Here is a 14,509-nt window from a genome sequence, read left to right on the forward strand (position 1 = left end):
GTCACGCCAGGGCGGTGACGCTCTCCCCGAGGACGAAGGAGGGGTCGACCTGCGCGGCCAGGTCGGCCCCCGTCCGCTCGTTGCCCCACGACTGCGCGTTCTTCAGGTGGAAGTGCACCATCTGGCGGGTGTAGCGCTCCCAGTCCCGTACCTCGTACGTGGCGTCGGCGGCCGACTGCAACTCCCGCAGGGCGCGGCGGTTGGCGTCCTCCAGGCGGTCGAACCGGGGCGGGCGGCCCTTCTCCATGGCGCGCACCCAGTCCGAGTGCCCGACCGTCACGAGCAGGTCGTCCCCGACCTCGGCGCGGAGGAAGTCGAGATCGTCCCGGCCCTGCACCTTGTTGCCGACGACCTTCAGGGTGACGCCGAAGTCGCGGGCGTACTCCTTGTACTGGCGATAGACGGAGACCCCCTTCCGGGTCGGCTCGGCGACGAGGAACGTGATGTCGAAGCGGGTGAACATGCCGGAGGCGAAGGAGTCCGAGCCCGCGGTCATGTCCACCACGACGTACTCGTCACGACCGTCCACCAGGTGGTTCAGGCACAGCTCCACCGCTCCCGTCTTGGAGTGGTAGCAGGCGACCCCCAGGTCGGCGTCCGTGAAGGGCCCGGTGACCATCAAACGGACGGCGCCGCCGTCGAGTTCCACCGGCCGGGCGCAGGCCTCGTAGACCGGGTTGTCCTCGCGCACCCGCAGCAGGCGGGAGCCCTCGCCGGGCGGGGTCGTCTTGATCATCGTCTCGGCGGACGCGATGCGGGGGTTGGAGCCGCGCAGGTAGTCCTTGATCAACGGCAGCCGGTCGCCCATCGCGGGCAGCGCCGCCGCTTCGCGCTCGTCGAGGCCGAGTGCCGCTCCGAGGTGCTGGTTGATGTCGGCGTCGACCGCGACCACCGGCGCTCCGGCTGCCGCGAGATGCCGGATGAACAGGGAGGACAGGGCCGTCTTGCCGCTGCCGCCCTTCCCGACGAAAGCAATTTTCATGTTCACCAAGCGTAGTGGCGCGGTGGCTGTGGGTGCTGTGCGGACGTGAAGAAGGCCACTCGATCGTGGGGCGGAGGCCCGGGGTGCGTAATGTCGTACTCATGAGTACGACAGGTGCTGACGCCGATCCGCTCGCGGCGCTGGGTTCGCTGCCCGGGGTGGCCGAGTCCGTGGAGTCCGTGCGCAAGGCCGTGGACCGGGTCTACGGGCACCGGATCATGCGGCGCCGCAGCAACGAGATCACCTCCGAGGCGGCGCTGCGCGGCGCCCGTGGTTCCGGGGCGCTGTCCGGTGCCGACTGGGCCCTCGAAGAGGTGCGCCGACGTACCGACTTCAGCGGCGACGACGAGGCGCGGGTCATGGGCGCGGCCCTGCGGCTGACCGCCGAGGCGGGCCAGCTGCTGTCCATCTGGCGGCAGTCGCCGCTGCGGGTGCTGGCGCGCCTGCACCTGGTGGCGGCGGCGTCCGACGGTCCCGAGGTCGGGCGGCCGCGGCAGGCGGGCGAGCCGGTCGACGAGCCGTTGGTCGAGCTGCCGCTGCCGGGCGCGTCGGAGGTGCACGGCCGGCTGGAGGGCCTGTCCGAGCTGATCATCGCGGGGGGTTCCGCCCCGGCGCTGGTGACGGCCGCCGTCGTGCACGGCGAGCTGCTCGCGCTGCGGCCCTTCACGTCCCACAACGGCCTCGTCGCGCGCGCGGCCGAACGCATCGTCCTGGTGGGCAGCGGCCTCGACCCCAAGTCCGTCTGTCCGGCGGAGGTCGGCCACGCCGAACTCGGCCGGGCGGCCTATCTCGCGGCGCTCGACGGGTACGCCTCCGGCACGCCGGAGGGCATGGCGGCCTGGATCGAGCACTGCGGCAAGGCGGTCGGGCTCGGTGCGCGCGAGTCCACGGCGGTGTGCGAAGCGCTCCAGCGGGGCGCGGCCTAGAACGAAACGGCCCCCTCCGAGGAGGGGGCGCAACGGGCTGCGGCGGTACGAGACTCCGTACCGCCGCTGGCATGTCCACCGGGTTACCAAGCGTCCTCGATATGTTGCCCATCAGGTCGGGAACTTTGCCCGTCACCTGGTGCGGCTGGCCCGTAATCGACGGGTCGACGTCGCGTGGGTGCCCAGTGTTCATGCTCGGTCCGTGGGGCCAACATGCGTTTTAAGGTGATCCTCTCGGATGTCCTTGGTCTCGCGGGCCGTTGAATCCTTTGTACTCCAGGTGTGGAGCAAGCGGAAGTCCTGGCTGCAGTTCTTTACTTTTAGGTTCAAACAGGATGTAAACGGACGCCGATACTTCGAACACCCTGGGCGCGGTGGCGAACGCGCAGCTCACACCAGTGCGGCGCGACGGCGGCTGGCGTACCAGACGAGCCCCGCGGTGGCCGCCGCGGCCCCTATGGCCGCCGCCGCGACGAGCGCCGGACGGGTCGGTACGGAGAGCGCGGGCAGCCGCTGCTTGAGCCGCACCGGCCGGTGGAAGTCCAGAATCGGCCACCCGCGCGCGAGTGCCTCGCGGCGCAGTGCGCGGTCCGGGTTCACGGCGTGCGGATGGCCGACCGACTGGAGCATCGGCACGTCGGTCGCCGAGTCGCTGTAGGCGTAGCACCGGGAGAGGTCGTAGCCCTCGGACTCGGCCAGCTCCTTGATCGCCTCGGCCTTCGTCGGACCGTACGCGTAGTACTCCACCTCGCCGGTGAAGCAGCCGTCGTCGCCCACGACCATGCGGGTGGCCACCACCCGGTCCGCGCCGAGCAGTTCGCCGATCGGCTCGACCACCTCGGCGCCGGACGTGGACACGATCACCACGTCGCGGCCGGCGGTGTGGTGCTCCTCGATGAGGGAGGCGGCCTCGTCGTAGATGATCGGGTCGATCAGGTCGTGCAGGGTCTCGGCGACGAGTTCCTTGACCTGCTGGACGTTCCAGCCGCGGCACAGCGCGGACAGGTACTCGCGCATGCGCTCCATCTGGTCGTGGTCGGCGCCGCCCGCGAGGAAGACGAACTGGGCGTACGCGGTCCGCAGGACGGCCCGGCGGTTGATCAGTCCGCCTTGGTAGAACGACTTGCTGAACGTGAGCGTGCTCGACTTCGCAATGACCGTCTTGTCCAGGTCAAAGAAGGCAGCTGTGCGGGGCAAGGAGTGGTTTTCCACAACCCCGAGCATAGGCGCAGCCCATTCGGCGTAAGGTGGGGCGCGTGGGTTTGCCTGAGAGGGCTCTCGGGTACACCATGGAAGTCACGGATCGTTCGCGACCGTGCTAACCCGGCCCGGCTCCTCCCCCCCCGAGTCGGCCGTGGAGACGACCCCCGCTCTCCCCCCCGGCGGGGGTCGTCGCATGTCCGGGTGGGTTTTTCCGTTCTGTACGCGACCGCGAGGTCGCATCGAGGCGGCTGCGGCCGCCTCTTCTGCATGCCCATGATCCGTCACTCTCGGTAGTCGGCGCGCTGCGCTGCGGAAGTCGTACGGAGACCAGTACAGGGGTCACCGGTATGGGTGACGGCGATATTCACAACCGCCGAGTTGTCCACAGTTTTCGACCAAGATCCACACGATTTCCGGCATCGCTGCACTGTGATTCCCACGCGCCCCGCCGGCTTCGAGTTCATGGCCGGTTCCGGTTAGTCGGGCGTGTTTGGCCGGTTCGTATCGGCCGCCCATATGGAGACCGGTCGCCCGGTTCTCCACACCTTTGGGAATCGCGGGGCCGCAGTGGCTGCGCGAGAGACGCAGCGAAGGGGGACCCGAGCCGTGACCGCAGCCGTCACACACGATCCGCAGCCCGCCGCCTCCGGGCGGCCGAGCGCACCACTGATCGTCACCGAGGACGCCGAACTCCTGGACGACCTGCTGCGCCTGTGCGCGGCCGCAGGTGCCACCCCCGAGGTCCACCACGGAATTCCACGGCCCAGAGGAAGCTGGGAGGCCGCGCCGCTCGTCCTGGTCGGCGACGACGCCGCACGCCGTGTGCGCGGGGCCGCCCGCAGGGGCGGAGTGGTGCTGGTCGGCCGGGACCAGGACGACTCCGGGGTCTGGCGCCGGGCCGTCGAGATCGGCGCCGAGCACGTCCTGATGCTCCCCGACGGGGAGCAGTGGCTGGTCGACCGGATCGCCGACGTGGCCGAGGGAGTGGGCCGGCCCGCCCTCACCGTGGGCGTCATCGGCGGCCGCGGCGGGGCCGGCGCGTCCACGCTGGCCTGTGCCCTTGCCGTCACCTCCGCGCGTGAGGGACTGCGCACCCTGCTCGTAGACGCCGATCCCCTGGGAGGCGGACTCGACGTACTCCTCGGCGGCGAGACGGCGGAGGGGCTGCGCTGGCCCGCGTTCGCCGCCTCGCGCGGGCGGGTCGGCGGCGGCGCCCTGGAGGAGTCGCTGCCCCGGCTGCACTCCCTGCGGGTGCTCAGCTGGGACCGCGGGGACTGCGTCGCCGTACCCCCGCAGGCCGTACGGGCGGTGCTGGCCGCCGCCCGCCGCCGTGGCGGCACCGTCGTGGTCGACCTGCCGCGCCGTCTCGACGACGGGGTCGCCGAGGTGCTCGCCCAGCTCGACCTCGGCCTCCTCGTGGTCCCCGCCGAGCTGCGTGCCGTCGCGGCAGCGGGGCGCGTCGCCTCCGCGGTCGGGATGGTCCTGGGCGATCTGAGGGTCGCGGTGCGCGGCCCGTACGCGCCCGGGCTCGACGACCGTGAAGTGGCCCGGCTCCTCGGACTGCCGCTGGCCGGCGAGGTGCCCGTCGAGCCCGGACTGCTGCGGCCCCGGGGGAGCAAGTCCCCTCCGGCCGCGGCCGGCCGCGGAGCACTGGCCCGCTTCTGCAAGGAGTTCTGGGAGCGTGCACTGACCGAGGCGAGGACGTCGTGAGCGCCCAGCCGGGTGCGGAGATGCCTGCCGCGCTGCTCGACGGGGTCCGGCGCAGGCTCGCGGAGAGCGGGGCCGAGCCGACACCCGCGCGCGTGGCGCAGGCCCTGCGCGAGCAGGGGCGGGTGCTCGGCGACACCGAGGTCCTCGGGGCCGCCGACCGGCTGAGGTCGGAGCTCATCGGCAGCGGACCGCTGGAACCGCTGCTCGCCGACCCCTCGGTGACCGACGTACTGGTGTCCGCCCCGGACCGGGTCTGGGTGGACCGCGGCCGCGGACTGGAGCTGACCGGCGTCTCCTTCCGTGACGCGGCGGCCGTACGACGCCTTGCGCAGCGCCTGGCCGCGGTGGCCGGACGCCGGCTCGACGACGCGCGGCCCTGGGCCGACGCCCGCCTGCCCGACGGAACCCGCCTGCATGCCGTGCTGCCCCCGGTGGCCATCGGCTGCACCTGCCTGTCGCTGCGAGTGGTACGGCCGCGCGCGTTCACCCTCGACGAGCTGGTGGACGCGGGCACGGTGCCGCCGGGCGGGGACCGCGTCCTGCGGGCGCTCGTCGAGGCGCGGCTGTCCTTCCTCATCAGCGGCGGGACGGGCAGCGGCAACCCCAATATATGACTGAGACACCACTACAGTGATCTTGCTCGGAGAGGCTTCGGGGGTGGCGAAGAAACACCTCTGACCTGGGGCTTTACAGCGCACTTCCGCGTTCCTTCTGGGCGCCTTCGAATCGAAGGGGGCAGCAAAAAAAGCGGCCCCGGCCGGGACACAGGTACCGGCCAGGGCCGCGGTGGGCCGCCCACTCCCGGCGCTCAGCGGGCGCGGGAGCGGAGGGGGGCTCCTTGGTGAGGCTGCCGCTTGCAGGTGCTGCCCTTGTGGACGAACAGCACCAGCGGAGGGCCGCTCGCGCGGTCGTGGGTGTTCGTGTCGTAGGGCTCGCCGGGCAGGATGCCCTTCTGGCAGCGGCAGCAGATCCGGACACCTTCGTACATCAGTGCTCCCGCCCGTTGAGCTGCTCGTAGTGATCGCACAGCGCGTTCAGAACCCGGGCGAGACGGCGGGCGTGTCCGGGGAGCCCACCGAATCTGGCGGCCGGCCCCGCACGGAGCTTTTCGCGGGCCTCCCCGAGGCAGGCGAGCACGCAGTAGCGGGGAATGCAGTGCCGGGGCAGCTTCCGGGCCGCCTGTTCGACCTCGGGCACCAGCAGTTCGATGTGCCCGCGGAGTTGGAGAAACAGCGTCTCCATCTCGTCGGGTTCCAGCACAAGCAACTCGAACGCGACGTCCGGGTCGAGGAGCCGATCGATGACGTCCCGCATCGTAGCGATGTCCGGCGGCGCCTGGTCCTGGTCTTCGGCTGTGGGCGGGTGGGCTGTAGCTTGCCTCATGTCGGCGCTCCTCAGCAGCGTTGGCCGCGCCCCGGGAGACCACCATCTCGCCGGGGTCTTTTCGTAACTCCCGACGCTAGAAGCGCGGTGTGCAGCACAGCCAGCGATGTGCAGATGTTTGCAAGACTGGTTTCACGTAGGGGTGTTGGCGGGTCTGCGCCCTTGACGAGTGTCCCTCCCCGCGGAATGGTGCCGCAAAGAACTGCACAACTCGTGAATGGGGGTTGAGGTGTCGCTACTGTTCATCGGGATCGATCCCGACACCGGCAAGGCAGACAGCCCAACAGTGTGGGTCGACCAGGAGAAGAAGGAACTCGTCTTCCAGGGCTGGAAGCCAAGCGCCGAACTCGAAGCAGAATGCGCCGCATTCGAGGTAGAGGGGCACGCGAAGGGCATCCCGGACGGAGAAGCCGTGATCCGTGTTCCAGCGAGGATGGTCCACATGATCCGGGAGGCGTGCGATGCCGTCGAGCGTGCCGACCTTCGATGAGCTGATGGCCGGCTGCACGAGCTCCGCCGTGCACCTGGAGATGCGCGACCACTACGGCGTGGGCGAGGAGGCCGACGACTTCAGCACCTGGCTACGCACCGGACAGCGGGATACCGATCCGGCCTCGGAGTACTGGGCACCGTGGGTTGACCTGATCACCCGGGCCGTCGCCCGCGGTGTGGTCGTGCGACGCGCCCGGATCGTGTCCGAACCTGTCAGCGACTACATCCGGTACGAGCACGCCGGGACCGTCGTCAACGTGATGGCAGGGGAGCAAGTTCGCTGGCTTCCGCGTCGGCGTGCCTCCAGCATTGCCCTGCCGGGCAACGACTTCTGGCTGCTCGACGAGCGCCTGATCCGCTGGAATCACTTCACCGGAGACGGTGCCTCCGCGGGCCCCGAGATCTCAGAGGAACCCGCGGCCGTCAAACTGTGCGCGCAGGCCTTCGAGGCAGTGTGGGAGCGCGCCATCCCCCACGACCAGTACGAGATCCGCTAGCAGACACGCACCGGTAGGCCAGTTCATGTCAGTCTCCCCGTCCTCGTCCGCCCAAGCCGCGCGGGAGGCCGTCGCCAGACGCCTGCGCGACCTGCGCAAGGAAGCAGGGCTGACGATCGTCGAGCTGGCCTCCGCGTGCGGCTGGCACTACTCGAAGACCTCCCGCATCGAGAACGCTGTCACCGGTCCCACAGCCAAGGACATTCGCCGCTGGTGTGCCGCCACGGAGGCCGAGGGCCAGGCTCAGGACATCATCGTCCAGTCCCTCAACGCCGAGTCCATGTACCGGGAGTGGCGCGACCAGGTCCGTACTGGACTGAAGCACCTACAGGACAGCCGCGTGCAGTTTTACCGGGACACCGAATTGTTCCGCGTGTACTCGTCCACGCTCGTCCCGGGCCTGCTGCAGACAGAGGGCTACGCAGCCGCCGTGCTCGGCATCGCCGTCCGCACCGACGATCTCCCCATCGACGACAGCGCCGAGGCCGCACGTGCCCGGGTCGAACGCTCTCGCATCGTCCACGAGCCGCGTCGCCGCTTCGTCTTCCTCATTGAGGAAAGCGTCCTTCACTACCGGCTCGGCGACTCGGACGCGATGGCCGCACAACTCGGCCATCTACTGACCGCCGGCGCGCTGCCCACGGTTTCCCTCGGCATCATCCCGATGGCGGCGCCCGAGCGGACGCGATGGCCCGAAGAGACGTTCCACATCTACGACGAGAAGCTCGTAGCCGTGGAGCTTGTCTCCGCGCAGATCAATGTGACGCAGCCGTCCGAGATCGCCCTGTACGTGAAGGCGTTCGAGCAACTGCGGAGCATGGCTGTGTACGGTGCTGACGCGCGGGCCCTGATCCTGCGTGCCATCGAGGCTCTGCACTGACTCCGGGCATGGCGAATCGCCCCCTTGCACGGCCGTGGTGGCCGTGCAAGGGGGCGGGGGTGGGGTCAGGCTGCGTGTTCGGCGAGGTGGTCGTCGAACCGCTGCTTGAGCGCGCTCAGCTCCTGGGCGGTGTCGTCGACCTTCTGCTCGGTGCGGTGCACCGTGTCCTTGATCGAGCCGCCCCCGTTCGGCACGAGTTCCTTGACGGCCTCCGCGGTGAAGACGATACGGCGCAGTACCAGCCACACCCCGCGGGCCAGCGCCCCGAGAGCGAGCAGGGACCCGGCACCCACGCCGAACCATTCGAGCAGATCCACGGGCCGCTCACTCTCCTCTGTCGTCGGTGCGCAGCCAGGCGGGCAGCAGGGTCTGGACGCCCGGGACGGCCATCACACGGGCGAAGCCGCCCGCCACCGCGAGAGCGCCGGCCACCCACGGCAGGGCTTCCGGAATCCCGGAGGCGTCCACGACGGCCGGGAGCACCACGGCCACGCCGAGGGCGGTCTGGAGGATGGTGCGCAGGGTGCGCTTCGTCGAGTCCTTGAGCATGGGGGCCTCGCTGTCAGGTGTCGATGAGGATGAGGAAGGCGTGGCCGAGCCACGTAAGAACGGCAACGACCACACCCACGACCAGGGCGAGTTGGCCGTCGGCGGTCAGTGCCCAGGTGCCGCCGCCGGACAGGGCGGCGAGCACCAGGCCCAGGAGGAAGACGGGCATGGTTCAGTCCCCCGTCAGCTTGTCGCCGAGTTCGGCGAGCGCCGCGCGGGCGCCGGCTTCGGCGGCGGTCTGGATCTCGGCCGCGGTCAGCCCTCCGCCGGCGGCGAGCGCGGTCACCGCGGAGGAGAGGGCGCCGAGCTGCGCGGCCATCGCGGCGGTGGTCTTGTCAATGCGGCGGATGCGGGTGGTGTTGTCCTTGACGTGCGTGCCGAGCGACCAGTAGTGGCCAGGGTGGTCCGGATCCGGGTTGTAGTCGGCGGCGTCCTTGGGCGCCCTCCAGATGCCGTCCTTGCTGGCGAGCAGCTTGATGTCGTCGACGGTGAGAGCCACGGGGTCCTCCTCGGGGGTGGGGCGTGGGGCGCCGTTCTGCACCCACGCGTACAGGGCGGGGCCGGGGCAGGCGGTCGCATAGCCGTCCCGGTGGCCCTTGATGTCGGTTCCGGCGCCGTGCTTGCGCAGCAGCTCGATCCCGTCGCGGATTGCGTGCAGCATCTCGGGGGTCGGCTCGGTCAGGCCCTCGTCGCCGATCAGGCCGAGGATCGCGTAGTGGGCGCGGTTCAGTTCGGCGTTGCCGTTGGCGCCGGTGCGGCGGCCGAGGCCGCGGCCCTCCAGCAGGTAGCCGTGCGGGCAGGCGCCGTAGTTGTAGGCGATGTCGGAGTAGTTCTCCACCTTGTTCGCCAGGTGCGACTTGCGGATCGCCTTCCACTCGGCGATGCACGCGTCGTGGTCGGCGAGCAGCCGCGTGGAGACAGCCGTGCCTTCGTAGTGGACCTTCACGCCCCGGGTGGTGGCCTGCAGCGGGGCGGCCGAGGCAGGCCAGCCCAGTTGCGCGCGCGTGACGAGCTGCATCAGCTCGTCTCCTTCGGCGTCTTGTCCAGTGCGGCCCGCACCGCCGCGTCCTTGGCCTCCAGCAGCTTGCGGAGCGCGACCGTCAGCTCCGGCCCTTCGAGGTAGTCCTCCTCGAGGAGCGCCCATGCGAGGGCATGGAAGCGGCTGGAGACACCGCGCAGCAGAGGCGGCAGGTGGGTGTACTCGAAGTAGCGGAGGATGCCGCTCACGCTGGGATGGGGCATTGACATGGGGGCCTCCAGGGCATGAGAACGGCCCCGGCCAGCGGCGCGGGGCGGGCGGGCAGCGGGGCGGGTCAGGGTTCGAGGCGCAGGTAGCGGGCGTAGGTGGTGGCGGCGAGGGTGGTGGCGTTGGCGTTGCTGGTGTCCTGTGCGAAGCGGAGGGTGAGTTCACCGGAGCCGGTGACGGTGAGTTCCTCACGCATCGCGTTCGGGGACTGGGAGGTGAAGTGCTGCACGTTGCGGTCGGTGGTCATGCTGCTGCGGTGCATCTGCAGGGCCGTGGAGGTGAGCACGTCGCCGGTGGTGGCCTGGCCGTGGCCCCATACCCAGCGCCCGTCGGCGTCGGAGACGCTGCCCGCGGAGACGTTCCAGTCCCATTTGATGCCGCCGCCGAGGGATGTGTAGTGCAGGAACAGCTTGATCGAGGTGAGGCCCTCGACGGGGATGACGATCGCGCTGTCGATGAGGGTGGTGGAGCTGACGACCGGCTGGGCTGCGCCTTGTGAGACGCGGTGCCACTGGATGTTCATGAGGTCGTCGGGGTAGAGGATCTGCCCGGCGTAGAACGGCAGCGCCATCGAGGTCTCCTATAGGGCGAGGACGTGGGAGGCGGGGCCCGCGGGCACGCGGGTGGTGCCGCCGGTGACGGCGTAGGTCCAGCCCAGGGGCTTGGTGCCGCGCCAGGCGGTGGCGGTCAGGGTGATGGCGGTGCCGGTGTCGTGGACGGTGACGGTGCCGTACTGGCCGCGGGCCGGCCACATGCCGCCGTCGTACTGGGTGGTGTAGCTGCCGGGGGTGGCGTCCAGGGAGGCGCACACCATGTTGGGGAAGCCTCCGTAGGCCTCGCCTCCGGAGCCTGCACGGCCGGAGTCGATGGCGTTGACGTGCTTGTCGGCGGAGACCATGACCATGCGGTTCAGCCAGCCGTGCCCGTCGAGCATGGCGATGATGTCGGCCTGCTCGTCGGGGTACCCGCCCCACGTGTCGGAGCTGGGGCCGAGCCAGGGGTTGGGCATCAGCCACACCAGGGCGGCCGCCGTCGAGGAGCCGAGGAGGGTGTCGAGCCAGGCGAGTTGCGGGGCGCCGAGGAGCGTGGAGCCGGCCACCCGGTCCGAGCGGGAGTCCGAGGCGACGAACAGCACCCTGCCGATCTCGAACGAGTGGTAGATCGGGTTGTCCCCGGCCCCGGCGGGCAGCGGGTAGGAGGGGACGCGTTCGCGGTAGACGGTGCGCGCGTTCGCGCGGCCCGGGGCCGTGCTGTCGCTGTTGTTGGGGCCGTAGTCGTGGTCGTCCCACACGTACACCCAGGGCACTTCGCGGTAGAGCGCGGCCTGGTTCGGCTGGCCGTAGATGTCGTCCCACATGGTGCGGTACTGGGTGGCTGTCGCGGCGGCGGACAGGCCGTGGTTGCCGGAGCCGAGGTCGTAGTAGCAGATGTCCCCGATGTGGCAGAAGCGCCGCCAGCCCTCCGCGAGCGCGCGGGTGCGGATCGTGTCGTGGACGGGGTGGTTGGACAGCCGGGAGGGCGCGGACCCGGTGACGCCCGGGTACATGGGCGTCAGGCCTGCGTCCCCGCCCACACCGACGGTGAAACTGGCGGGCTGGCCGAGGGGCGGGTCGGTGAGGAACTGCCCGGTGACCGAGGCGTCGATGACGCCGTTGTCCTCGACCTGCCAGTAGTAGCGGGTGTCCGCCGTCAGGCCGGTCACGTCGACCACGGCGGTGCCGGTGGCGGTGACCGGCGTGGACGCGGTGTAGGCGGGGCTGGTCATGGCGGGGCTGGTGGACACGGCGATGCGGACCGGGCCGGTGGTCACCCGCACCGCGCACCGGGCGCTGGTGTCGGTGACCGCGCCGGCGCTCATCCAGATCATGCTCATCCGCCCACCGCCCGCCGCGCGTACTGCACCCGGGTACCGGCCGCATGGCTCTTGGTGACGCCATTGAGGGACCGGTTGACGGTGAACGTCTGCGGGGATGTGGAGCCGGTGATGGCGGTCACCTCGACTACCTCCCCTCCGAGCCGGGCGGCGAGCGGGAACATGGCCGCGTGGTCGGTCGAGTTGATCCACGGCTGCCGTCCGGTGTCGGTGGCGATCAGCAGCTCGGTATCCGTCTCTCCGGCGGGGGCGGCGAGTTCGGAGCCCTTGGTGTGCAGGCGGCCGCGGACCCGGTCGCCGAGGACGAACGTCTCCCAGGGGGAGGCGGGCACGCACACGAACGTGACCGGCCAGCCGTTGGAGTTGGCGGCGTCGGAGATTCCCACCACGAGGAGGTCGACGTCGTCGACGGAGTAGTCCGGGTCGAGGTTCGTGATGCGGATCTTGTCGCCGATGTCGGTGCGCAGGATCGCGTCGATGAGCTGGTGGACGCGGTCGCCTGCGAGGTTGAGGGTGATGGCCGGGTAGCGCATCTCGTCGACCGTGGCGACGTGCACCCGCCAGGACGCATGGTCGGGCAGGACGTCGTCGGAGGACAGCGACAGGTCCACGCTGGTGGTCTTGCGGCCGATGCCGTCCGGCGGATCCTGCACCGACTGCGGGCCCTCGGTGAGCTCGTAGGTGTATTCCGAGCCGTCGATGCGCTTGGCGGTCAGCACGTTGAACGGTGCCTTGTCGTCGTCGCGGGGGCGGATCGCGTCGAACAGGCCGGCCGAGAAGTCGAGCACCAGCGTGGGTTCTTGGTTGGTCAGCGAGGACGCCGACCGGTACGCCAGCTCGGGGGCGTCGCGGCGTTCGAACAGGATGCCCATGTCGGTGCGCTCGATCTCGGCAAGCAATGCCAGGAACGCGGCCGACTTCTGCACGCCGAGGCGCGGCTGGCGCAGGCCGTCCATGGCGACCGACAGCGGCACGCCCTCCTCGGCGGCCAGCCGCAGCAGCCGGTCGCGGGCCTTCTCCCCGTTCCAGCCGATGTTCGCGTTCCCCGAGTTGGCGTAGGCGGCGAGCGCGTTGGCGACGGCGAGGTGCCCCATGACGGTGCCGCCCAGGTCGCCGACGATCGAGCCCAGGGTGAGGGTGGTGCAGCGGCCGATGGACGTTCCCGCGAAGGTGTCGGTGTGGGAGACGCCGGGGACGGTGTCGTCGACGGTGAGACCGGGCTCGAAGCGGTTGGTGATGCACCTGATGGTGACGGTGCCCCCGCTGACCGACAGCTCCAGCACGACCGCCACGGTGCGACCGTTGACGTCGAAGGCGACCGTGTTGTCACTCAGGGTGGCGCCGTCGTCGTCGAACGCGGCGAACCGCAGGTCTCCGCCCGGGGTGATCCAGATGTCGACCTGGTGGGCGGTGCCGGTCAGGTAGGCGCGCAGCAGATGCACGGTCGCCGTCACCCCGCCCGCAGGCGCGGCGAGGAGGAACCGGAAGGCGCACTCGCCGGTGTCGGTGTAGGCGGGCACGGTGAAGTCCAGGCGGCCGATGGCGAACGTCGGCAGCGCATCGGAGGCGAGCCAGGCCGCCGAGTTCGCGGCCATGGACACCTTGCCGCGGACGGTGCCTGCGGGGCCGTTGGGCAGGCCGCTGGCCACGCGGAGGGCGGCGGAGGAGTCCTCGCAACTCCAGTAGCCGACGATGTTCTGCCGGGTGGGGCTGGACAGCTCGCGGAACAGCGGGGAGCGCAGCTTCTTCGTCCCCGACGACAGGCGGCGGGTGATGCCGGCGGGGGCGATGGCCAGGGTGCGCAGGCTGCCGGACTTGTCGCGCTCGGGCGTCCAGTCGGGCACCTCGCCGTGCAGACGCACATGCCGGTTGCTGAACGTTGTCTCGTGCGCCGTCCAGGTCAGGCCGGCCGCGTCCTGGAAGCTGCTGGCGCCGACGGAGGCGCGGGCGGTGTCGACGTCGAGCAGGACGGGCCCGTTGATGCCGTCGCGCAGCTGCAGCCGGTACAGGCGCCCGGCCACACCGGGGTTGGTCGAGGTGGGCCGGGCGCCGAACGCCACGGGGATCGGCGGGTTGTGGATGCTGGTGGGCACACTCGCCAGCAGCGGCTCACCCAGCAGCCGCCAGGCCGAGTCGTCGGTGGCGCCCGCGTCCAGGCCGGTGTAGAAGCGGGCCTCCAGTACGCCGTCGGCGTTGGCCACGTCCAGGGTGACGCGCACGGCCAGGCGCTGCCCGTTGTGCGCGGGCAGGCGCGCGCCCGGGGTGGCGAACAGCTGGGTGGTGCCGTCGTCGCTCCACAGCAGGGTGGGCGCCCCGGCCGAGGTGATCTGCAGGGACCAGCCGCGCTGGTTGGTGCTGTGGTCGTACCGGTTGGCGATGTTCGTGGAGACCCCGGTGTCCCACACATCGGGCGCGATCTCGGCGCGCAGGTCCAGGTCCCCGGCGAGGTCGAAGGCGGCCGAGGACGGGGTGGACAGGTAGGAGGAGACGGCGCCGGTGGTCTCCGCCCACACCGACCCGGCGTCGTAGCCGTAGCGGATCGGCGTGAACAGGCCGACCTCCCCGAACAGGGGGCTGCCCGGGTTGCGGCGGGAGAACATGCTGTTGGTGTTCAGCAGGGTCATCGTGCCCGCGCTGGGGCCGGCGGAGTCCCGCTCGCCGCTGCGCCCGCGGGTGGCGGTGAACCCGGCCGGCTCGCGCATGCTGAGCGGGTTCCAGGTGCCGGCGTAGTGCAGCTCGGCCCACATCGGCGGCGGAAGACTCGGCAT

At 70.7% G+C, this 14,509-nt stretch carries 17 protein-coding genes and 1 pseudogene; 6 read left to right on the forward strand and 12 right to left on the reverse strand.

Features of this window, described 5'->3' with window-relative positions; translation table 11 throughout:
- Position 1: 1 nt before the first annotated feature.
- Entirely contained in the window at positions 2-982 is a 981-nt protein-coding gene (locus ICC28_RS08625; RefSeq protein ID WP_188287837.1) for an ATP-binding protein, read from the reverse strand.
- A 101-nt stretch (positions 983-1,083) separates the two neighbouring features.
- Here ICC28_RS08625 and ICC28_RS08630 point away from each other — a divergent pair, with 101 nt between their 5' ends.
- Positions 1,084-1,908, forward strand: a complete 825-nt coding sequence (locus tag ICC28_RS08630) for an oxidoreductase (RefSeq protein WP_188287838.1) — start codon at positions 1,084-1,086, stop codon at positions 1,906-1,908.
- A gap of 390 nt (positions 1,909-2,298) precedes the next feature.
- Here ICC28_RS08630 and ICC28_RS08635 read toward each other — a convergent pair whose 3' ends face one another.
- Positions 2,299-3,132, reverse strand: coding sequence for an HAD family hydrolase (locus ICC28_RS08635; RefSeq protein ID WP_188287839.1), 834 nt, complete (start codon positions 3,130-3,132; stop codon positions 2,299-2,301).
- 585 nt (positions 3,133-3,717) lie between these two features.
- On the opposite strand from ICC28_RS08635, the gene ssd reads away from it, so the two are divergent.
- The gene (gene ssd / locus ICC28_RS08640; protein WP_188287840.1) at positions 3,718-4,821 is read left to right on the forward strand and encodes a septum site-determining protein Ssd; all 1,104 of its coding nucleotides are present in this window, start codon (positions 3,718-3,720) and stop codon (positions 4,819-4,821) included.
- Between the two features lie 20 nt (positions 4,822-4,841).
- Positions 4,842-5,432, forward strand: a pseudogene (locus tag ICC28_RS08645) (ATPase, T2SS/T4P/T4SS family); the annotation flags it as partial.
- Positions 5,433-5,629: 197 nt separating this feature from the next.
- On the opposite strand, the gene ICC28_RS08650 reads toward ICC28_RS08645, so the two are convergent.
- Both ICC28_RS08650 and ICC28_RS08655 read right to left on the reverse strand, forming a co-directional pair.
- Positions 5,630-5,809, reverse strand: coding sequence for a hypothetical protein (locus ICC28_RS08650; protein WP_188287841.1), 180 nt, complete (start codon positions 5,807-5,809; stop codon positions 5,630-5,632).
- Entirely contained in the window at positions 5,809-6,204 is a 396-nt protein-coding gene (locus ICC28_RS08655) for a DUF6415 family natural product biosynthesis protein (RefSeq protein WP_188287842.1), read from the reverse strand. The genes ICC28_RS08650 and ICC28_RS08655 overlap by 1 nt, the downstream gene beginning before the upstream one ends.
- Positions 6,205-6,433: 229 nt before the next feature.
- On the opposite strand from ICC28_RS08655, the gene ICC28_RS08660 reads away from it, so the two are divergent.
- Genes ICC28_RS08660 through ICC28_RS08670 form a run of 3 tightly spaced genes read left to right on the forward strand, consistent with a single transcriptional unit; the run spans position 6,434 to position 8,073 of the window.
- Complete coding sequence (locus tag ICC28_RS08660) at positions 6,434-6,694, forward strand: hypothetical protein (protein ID WP_188288055.1); 261 nt, start codon at positions 6,434-6,436, stop codon at positions 6,692-6,694.
- Positions 6,666-7,193 carry a DUF6879 family protein gene (locus tag ICC28_RS08665; protein WP_188287843.1) on the forward strand — a complete coding sequence of 176 codons (528 nt, stop codon included), beginning with the start codon at positions 6,666-6,668 and terminating at the stop codon, positions 7,191-7,193. The genes ICC28_RS08660 and ICC28_RS08665 overlap by 29 nt, the downstream gene beginning before the upstream one ends.
- A 25-nt stretch (positions 7,194-7,218) precedes the next feature.
- A complete protein-coding gene (locus tag ICC28_RS08670) occupies positions 7,219-8,073 on the forward strand; it encodes a helix-turn-helix domain-containing protein (protein ID WP_188287844.1) in 855 nt (284 codons plus the stop codon).
- 65 nt (positions 8,074-8,138) lie between these two features.
- Here the strand turns inward: ICC28_RS08670 and ICC28_RS08675 are convergent, their stop codons facing one another.
- The 8 genes from ICC28_RS08675 to ICC28_RS08710 form a co-directional block, all read right to left on the reverse strand.
- The gene (locus tag ICC28_RS08675; protein WP_188287845.1) at positions 8,139-8,390 is read right to left on the reverse strand and encodes a hypothetical protein; all 252 of its coding nucleotides are present in this window, start codon (positions 8,388-8,390) and stop codon (positions 8,139-8,141) included.
- A 7-nt stretch (positions 8,391-8,397) separates the two neighbouring features.
- Positions 8,398-8,622 carry a hypothetical protein gene (locus ICC28_RS08680; RefSeq protein ID WP_188287846.1) on the reverse strand — a complete coding sequence of 75 codons (225 nt, stop codon included), beginning with the start codon at positions 8,620-8,622 and terminating at the stop codon, positions 8,398-8,400.
- 13 nt (positions 8,623-8,635) lie between these two features.
- Positions 8,636-8,791 (reverse strand): hypothetical protein, encoded by a 156-nt coding sequence (locus ICC28_RS08685; protein WP_188287847.1) that lies wholly within the window; start codon positions 8,789-8,791, stop codon positions 8,636-8,638.
- Positions 8,792-8,794: 3 nt separating this feature from the next.
- The gene (locus ICC28_RS08690; protein WP_223188548.1) at positions 8,795-9,640 is read right to left on the reverse strand and encodes a peptidoglycan recognition family protein; all 846 of its coding nucleotides are present in this window, start codon (positions 9,638-9,640) and stop codon (positions 8,795-8,797) included.
- The gene (locus tag ICC28_RS08695; protein ID WP_317453982.1) at positions 9,640-9,849 is read right to left on the reverse strand and encodes a hypothetical protein; all 210 of its coding nucleotides are present in this window, start codon (positions 9,847-9,849) and stop codon (positions 9,640-9,642) included. Before ICC28_RS08695 ends, ICC28_RS08690 begins: the two co-directional genes overlap by 1 nt.
- A gap of 86 nt (positions 9,850-9,935) precedes the next feature.
- On the reverse strand, positions 9,936-10,439 hold the full coding sequence (locus ICC28_RS08700) for a hypothetical protein (protein ID WP_188287848.1): 504 nt from the start codon (positions 10,437-10,439) through the stop codon (positions 9,936-9,938).
- 9 nt (positions 10,440-10,448) lie between these two features.
- Positions 10,449-11,741 carry an alkaline phosphatase D family protein gene (locus ICC28_RS41070; RefSeq protein WP_188287849.1) on the reverse strand — a complete coding sequence of 431 codons (1,293 nt, stop codon included), beginning with the start codon at positions 11,739-11,741 and terminating at the stop codon, positions 10,449-10,451.
- Entirely contained in the window at positions 11,738-14,509 is a 2,772-nt protein-coding gene (locus tag ICC28_RS08710) for a hypothetical protein (protein WP_188287850.1), read from the reverse strand. Before ICC28_RS08710 ends, ICC28_RS41070 begins: the two co-directional genes overlap by 4 nt.

This window comes from Streptomyces sp. TRM68416 (assembly GCF_014596915.1).
In the GTDB taxonomy this organism is placed as follows: domain Bacteria; phylum Actinomycetota; class Actinomycetes; order Streptomycetales; family Streptomycetaceae; genus Streptomyces.

What these genes read in the sequence shown, in the direction of transcription:
- ICC28_RS08710 (WP_188287850.1), bottom strand. Translation starts at nt 14,509, where the DNA reads ATGCCGAGTCTTCCGCCGCCGATGTGGGCCGAGCTGCACTACGCCGGC.
- ICC28_RS08670 (WP_188287844.1), top strand. Translation starts at nt 7,219, where the DNA reads ATGTCAGTCTCCCCGTCCTCGTCCGCCCAAGCCGCGCGGGAGGCCGTC.
- ICC28_RS08635 (WP_188287839.1), bottom strand. Translation starts at nt 3,132, where the DNA reads ATGCTCGGGGTTGTGGAAAACCACTCCTTGCCCCGCACAGCTGCCTTC.
- ICC28_RS08665 (WP_188287843.1), top strand. Translation starts at nt 6,666, where the DNA reads ATGCCGTCGAGCGTGCCGACCTTCGATGAGCTGATGGCCGGCTGCACG.
- ICC28_RS08655 (WP_188287842.1), bottom strand. Translation starts at nt 6,204, where the DNA reads ATGAGGCAAGCTACAGCCCACCCGCCCACAGCCGAAGACCAGGACCAG.
- ICC28_RS41070 (WP_188287849.1), bottom strand. Translation starts at nt 11,741, where the DNA reads ATGAGCATGATCTGGATGAGCGCCGGCGCGGTCACCGACACCAGCGCC.
- ICC28_RS08685 (WP_188287847.1), bottom strand. Translation starts at nt 8,791, where the DNA reads ATGCCCGTCTTCCTCCTGGGCCTGGTGCTCGCCGCCCTGTCCGGCGGC.
- ICC28_RS08630 (WP_188287838.1), top strand. Translation starts at nt 1,084, where the DNA reads ATGAGTACGACAGGTGCTGACGCCGATCCGCTCGCGGCGCTGGGTTCG.
- ICC28_RS08680 (WP_188287846.1), bottom strand. Translation starts at nt 8,622, where the DNA reads ATGCTCAAGGACTCGACGAAGCGCACCCTGCGCACCATCCTCCAGACC.
- ICC28_RS08690 (WP_223188548.1), bottom strand. Translation starts at nt 9,640, where the DNA reads ATGCAGCTCGTCACGCGCGCGCAACTGGGCTGGCCTGCCTCGGCCGCC.
- ICC28_RS08700 (WP_188287848.1), bottom strand. Translation starts at nt 10,439, where the DNA reads ATGGCGCTGCCGTTCTACGCCGGGCAGATCCTCTACCCCGACGACCTC.
- ICC28_RS08650 (WP_188287841.1), bottom strand. Translation starts at nt 5,809, where the DNA reads ATGTACGAAGGTGTCCGGATCTGCTGCCGCTGCCAGAAGGGCATCCTG.
- ICC28_RS08625 (WP_188287837.1), bottom strand. Translation starts at nt 982, where the DNA reads ATGAAAATTGCTTTCGTCGGGAAGGGCGGCAGCGGCAAGACGGCCCTG.